This is a genomic window from Acinetobacter sp. NBRC 110496 (assembly GCF_000876115.1).
Lineage (GTDB): Bacteria > Pseudomonadota > Gammaproteobacteria > Pseudomonadales > Moraxellaceae > Acinetobacter.
This window is the reverse complement of the sequence record NZ_BBTF01000097.1, coordinates 1-5,648: the sequence shown is the minus strand read 5'-3', so window position 1 is coordinate 5,648 and position 5,648 is coordinate 1. Positions and strand designations below refer to the sequence as shown.

2 protein-coding genes and 1 pseudogene are annotated in these 5,648 nt (G+C 42.5%); all 3 read left to right on the top strand.

Annotated features, from left to right (window positions below):
* Window positions 1-136: 136 nt before the first annotated feature.
* Window positions 137-227, top strand: a pseudogene (locus Aba26S_RS21710) (ESPR domain-containing protein); the annotation flags it as partial.
* A 47-nt stretch (window positions 228-274) separates the two neighbouring features.
* Complete coding sequence (locus Aba26S_RS20375; protein WP_370538967.1) at window positions 275-1,591, top strand: beta strand repeat-containing protein; 1,317 nt, start codon at window positions 275-277, stop codon at window positions 1,589-1,591.
* Window positions 1,592-1,637: 46 nt separating this feature from the next.
* Window positions 1,638-5,648, top strand: a 4,011-nt coding sequence (locus tag Aba26S_RS20370) for a hypothetical protein (RefSeq protein ID WP_043974861.1), incomplete at its 3' end; no start/stop codon positions are given.

Sequence of the window (5,648 nt, the reverse complement as noted above, 5' to 3'; positions counted from 1 at the left end):
GATTTATGAAAGAGGTCTAAAATAGACATTTTTACAAATTTAATGTGAATTTTGTACATTTTATAACTTAGAGTATGAGGCATTAATCACATTATCTTTATTTTCATAAGTTATAAATCATATAAAGGGTGTAAGTATGAATAGGATCTATAGAGTAGTTTGGAATGCTTCGATAGGGGCATGGGTTGCGGTTTCTGAAAATGCAAAAAGTAAAACGAAAACAAAAACGGTGAAAGTTGTATCAGTAGCTATAACTATTGCGTCAAGTGCGGTGATGCCAGTTTACGCTGATGTTTTGGCAGGAAATAATATTACAATCACACCTAGTGGCACAGATTTTGTAGTTGCAACAACGGATGACGTAAGTCTGAATAAAGTTACGGTAGGCAGTGTTGAATTAGATAAAACCACAAATACAGTTAAAGTCGGGACAAATACGACATTAAGTACTGCAGGTTTAGATACGGACGGTTCAGTTAAGACAGGTACATTAACTACAACAGGCTCAGCAACAATTGGAAATGGTTTGACTGTAGCAGATGGTGCGACCTCTCTTAAAAACACCAATATTGCGGGTACTTTAACAACTACAGGAAATACGACAGTAGGCGGTACTTTGGAAGTAACAGGTGCAACGACACTCAGCAATGTTACGACGACAGGCTCAGCAACGATTGGAAATGGTTTGACTGTAGCAGATGGTGCGACCTCTCTTAAAAACACCAATATTGCGGGTACTTTAACAACTACAGGAAATACGACAGTAGGCGGTAATCTGGGAGTAACAGGTACAACAGCACTTAAAAATACCAATGTTACAGGGAGCCTGTCCACATCAGGGAATACCAGTACAGCCACATTGAGTACTACAGGTGCAGCAACGATTGGCAATGGCCTAACGGTAACAAGTGGTACGACAGCACTTCAAAATACCAATATTACGAATCTATCCACGACAGGAAATGCTTCAGTAGGTGGGACCCTGGGTGTGACTGGGTTGGCCACATTAAATAGTGGTGCTGATTTAAATAATCAGAAAATTACTAAATTAGCGGCAGGTACAGCAAATACGGATGCAGCGAATTACGGACAGGTCAAGGCATCAAAAACAGAAGTTGCTGCGGGAACAAATATTAGCGTCACCCCAACCACAGGTGGCGATGGGCAAACGGTTTATACCGTCAAGACAATAGATAACCCTAATTTTACAACGGTCACGACGACAGGTGCAGTGAATGCGAATTCATTGGCTGTAACCAGTAATGCAACTGTTGGGGGAACTTTAGGCGTTACAGGCACGACCACGCTGAATGATAAATTAACTGTAAGTAAGAATGGTGCAGCAATTACTGGTGCAACGACGGTTACAGGTACATTGGATGTCACAGGGAATACTTCAGTAGGTGGGACACTGGGTGTCACTGGTTTGGCTACATTAAGTAATGGTGCGAATCTAAATAGTAAACAGATTACAGGATTGGCCGCAGGTACAGCAAATACGGATGCGGCGAATTACGGACAGGTCAAGGCATCAAAAACAGAAGTTGCTGCGGGAACAAATATTAGCGTCACCCCGACCACATACCGTTAAGACAATAGATAACCCTAATTTTACAACGGTCACGACGACAGGTGCAGTGAATGCGAATTCATTGGCTGTAACCAGTAATGCAACTGTCGGAGGAACATTAGGTGTTACAGGCACGACCACACTGAATGATAAATTAACTGTAAGTAAAAATGGTGCAGCAATTACTGGTGCAACGACGGTTACAGGCACATTAGGTGTTACAGGTACAACCACACTGAATGATAAATTAACTGTAAGCAAAAATGGTGCAGCAATTACTGGTGCAACCACAGTTACAGGCACATTAGGTGTTACCGGATTAGCCACATTAAATAGTGGGGCTGATTTAAATAATCAGAAAATTACCAAACTAGCAGTCGGTACGGCCGATACGGATGCAGTTAATCTGGGACAGATCAAGACACTTTTAAGTGTTGATCCAAGTAAAGATTATAATGGCATTAAGTATTTCCGTGCCAACTCTGCTGAAGCTGATTCACAGTCAAAAGGTAAAGAATCGGTCGCTATAGGGCCTCAAGCAATTGCAAATGGTACAAGTTCAATTGCTATGGGCGACCAAGCGCGAGCAGAACAAGCAAATGCAGTTGCAATTGGTAAACAATCCGCAGCAATTGGTTTATATAGTACAGCAATTGGTTCAACCACAGGGACACCGCGCCAGCCTGTTTATACAAAAGATGCAAATGGTAAAATTACTGCAATAGATGGCATCTCTGTAACTACGACAGGAGCGGGTACGGATTTAACAGATATTATTGAAATTAATGGGGTGCCGGTTACAAATACTGAAGTTAATAGCTTCGTGGCATCGTTAAGCAGCGGTGCGAATCTTTCTCTTGGAAAGAATAGTATAGCTTTGGGCACTTCTAATTTGGCAGCCGGTGAATCTAGTGTTGCTCTTGGTGACTCATCTAAAGCTGTTGCAAAGGATGCGATTGCAATAGGTCGAAATGGTAATGCTTCAGGAGGGCAAGCAATTTCGATTGGTGCTGGAGCTCAAGCAGCTGCAAGCGGTGCACTGGCTGCCGGCGGAGCATCTAGTGCGGGCCGTGATGGTGCTGTTGCATTGGGTCAAGGTGCTTTTGCAAATACAACAGCTGGTATTTCAATTGGTCAGAATGCGGGAGTGGGTACATCACAAGGTATAACGAATGACCGTACAGACCACATTGCTATTGGACATAATAGCGGTCAAAATGTTATTGGTAATCGAAATATTGCTTTAGGTGTTGGCGCTGGTTCCAACCTGTCAGCGGACGGTAATGGCAGCTCAGATCACAATATTGCGATTGGGGTAAATGCAGGAAGCAATTTAAGTGGTGATGATAATATTGCGATTGGCCGGGATGCAAATAAAAATATAACAGCAGTTGTTGTTGAATCTGTAGCAATTGGTTCACGTGTGGATGCAACAACAGGTTCGACCGTGCTGGGTAATGAGGCCAAAGCTTATGGCGGTGATTTTGCAACTGTTCTGGGCTATAAAGCAAAAGTGACAGGCGATTCTGGAACGGCATTGGGGCGTGACTCGGAAGCTAGTGCCAACAATATTGCTCTAGGGGCATCCAGTGTAGCGAATGGAACTTCAACTGCTGCGGCTTATTTGACAGCTGAAACAAAAATGGGCGGCTATAATATAGTTTCTGTTGGTCAAGCTGGACAAGAGCGTCGTATTACCAATGTTGCAGCGGGTGCCAATCCTACAGATGCAGTCAATGTCAAGCAATTACATGAAGCGCAAAAAAGTGTCGCAAGCTTGATTGGTGGAAAAACAGGCGTCGATCCAGTTACAGGGGGATTTACAGGCTACATTATTGAATTGACAGATAAAAACACAAACCAGACTCATCAATATAAAGATGTTGCGAGTGCAATTAATGCAGTGTCATCTGGTGCAATTAGTGTTTTACCTGGCAACGCTGTCATGTATACCGCTGATGGCCGCATTTCGAATGTTACTGCAGGAACACAAGCTACAGATGCTGTGAATTTGGCACAGCTTAATCAAGCTATTGCAGATAATGGACAACATCATGTCTCCATTAATAGTAAAAATCCAGCGAATAAAAATAATACGGGAGCAACTGCTGACGAGTCGCTAGCAATTGGTGCTGGCGTCACAACAAGTAATGCAGGTGTAAAAAGTGTTGTTGTAGGTTTTGATGCTGCAACTAATGCAAAAGAAAGTGTTGCAATTGGTAATACCAGCACACTAGCAAATGGTGATGCATCTATTGCGATTGGTAAGACTGCTTTAGCAAGAAGTACAAACAATATTGCAATGGGTACCAATGCCAGCAGTAATGGTATGGAAAGTATTGCAATAGGTACCAATATTCAAATTGATAAAACCACTGGTACTTCTGACTATGCAGTAGGTATTGGTAGTTATTCAGAAGTACAGAATGCTGATCAGGCCATTGCAATTGGACGTAAAGCAATTGTACAGGGCGATAATGGAACAGCAATTGGCCATGAGTCACGAGCAGCAAAAGAAAATGCGAGTGCATTGGGTAATTTTGCTAAAGCAACTGCAGTAAGTGCTAATGCTATTGGTAACTATGCAACAGCAAGTGGAACAAGCGCCAATGCAATTGGTGATAATGCAAAAGCGACTGCTGGTAATGCCAATGCGATGGGTAAAAGTGCAGAAGCAACAAGCACAAGCAGTAATGCAATTGGTGATAATGCAAAAGCTGCAGCTGATAATGCCAGTGCAATTGGTACCAATGCGCGAGCAACAGGTGTTAATGCGAATGCTATGGGTAAGGGTGCAAAAGCATTTGAACAAGATGCAAGTGCAATTGGTACAGGCGCTCAAGCATTCAGACAGGATACGCTTGCGTTAGGTACAAGTGCCGTTGCAAGTGGCCTCAATGCATCTGCTATAGGTAAAAGTGCAGACGCAGCAGGTTTAAATGCGAATGCATTTGGTAATGGGGCTAAAGCTGGTGCTGAAAGTTCGAATGCTATAGGGACAGGTGCTAATGTATCTGCAACCAATGGTTTTGCTTTAGGTACTAATGCAACAGTTACACATACAAATGCAATTGCCTTAGGTAGTGGATCGATTTCTGGTAATGCAACACCAACAGCAAGTGCAATTGTTAACGGTAAAACCTATAATTATTCAGGCATAAATCCAACATCAACTGTGAGTGTGGGCAGTTTAGGTAATGAACGTCAAATCATTAATGTCGCTGCAGGTCGAGTATCTGCTTCAAGTACCGATGCAATTAATGGTAGCCAGTTATTCCAAACCAATGAAGAATTAGCCAACCTAGCGAATAAAACAGCACAAGCATTAGGTGGTGGGGCATTAGCCAATCAAGCTACTGGAGCAATTAGTGCGCCAAGTTATACCGTCACAACTAACCCGGCAGGAACAGGTACAAAAACTACGGTCAATAATGTAGGTGCAGCCTTAACTGCATTAGATACCGCAGTGAATCAACCATTAAGCTTTGCTGGTGATACGGGGGCTCAAATATCCCGTAAACTTGGTGAAACGCTCAATGTGAAAGGCGGTGCAACAGGTACACTCGCTGCCACCGGAAATATAGGTGTGGTTGCCAATGGAACAAATCAGCTAGATATTCGTCTTGCTGAAACAATAAATCTTGGTGGCAATGGTAGTGTGACAACAGGCTCTGCGAGCATAAAAAATAATGAAGTTAAAGTCGGTACAAATACTTTAACGGATACTGGATTAAAAGCCGGTAATGTGAAGGTAAATACTTCGACAAATGATGTTACTGGGTTAAGCAATATAACGTGGAATCCTGCAGGCACTTACAATAGTGGTCGAGCAGCGACCGAGGAACAGTTGCTTTCTGCACAAAATCAGCTAAATACAACTTTAACTGATAAAGGTTTCAGTATCTCAGCCCAAGGTGCTAATTCAGATAAAGTTAAGCTAGGTGAAACAGTTGATTTCCGCAATACAGATGGAAATTTAGTTGCTACCCGCAGTGCGGATAATACTATTAACTATGATTTAGCCAAAAATATTAGTGTTGACAAAGTGACTCTTGGGAACATTATTATCGACAAAGCG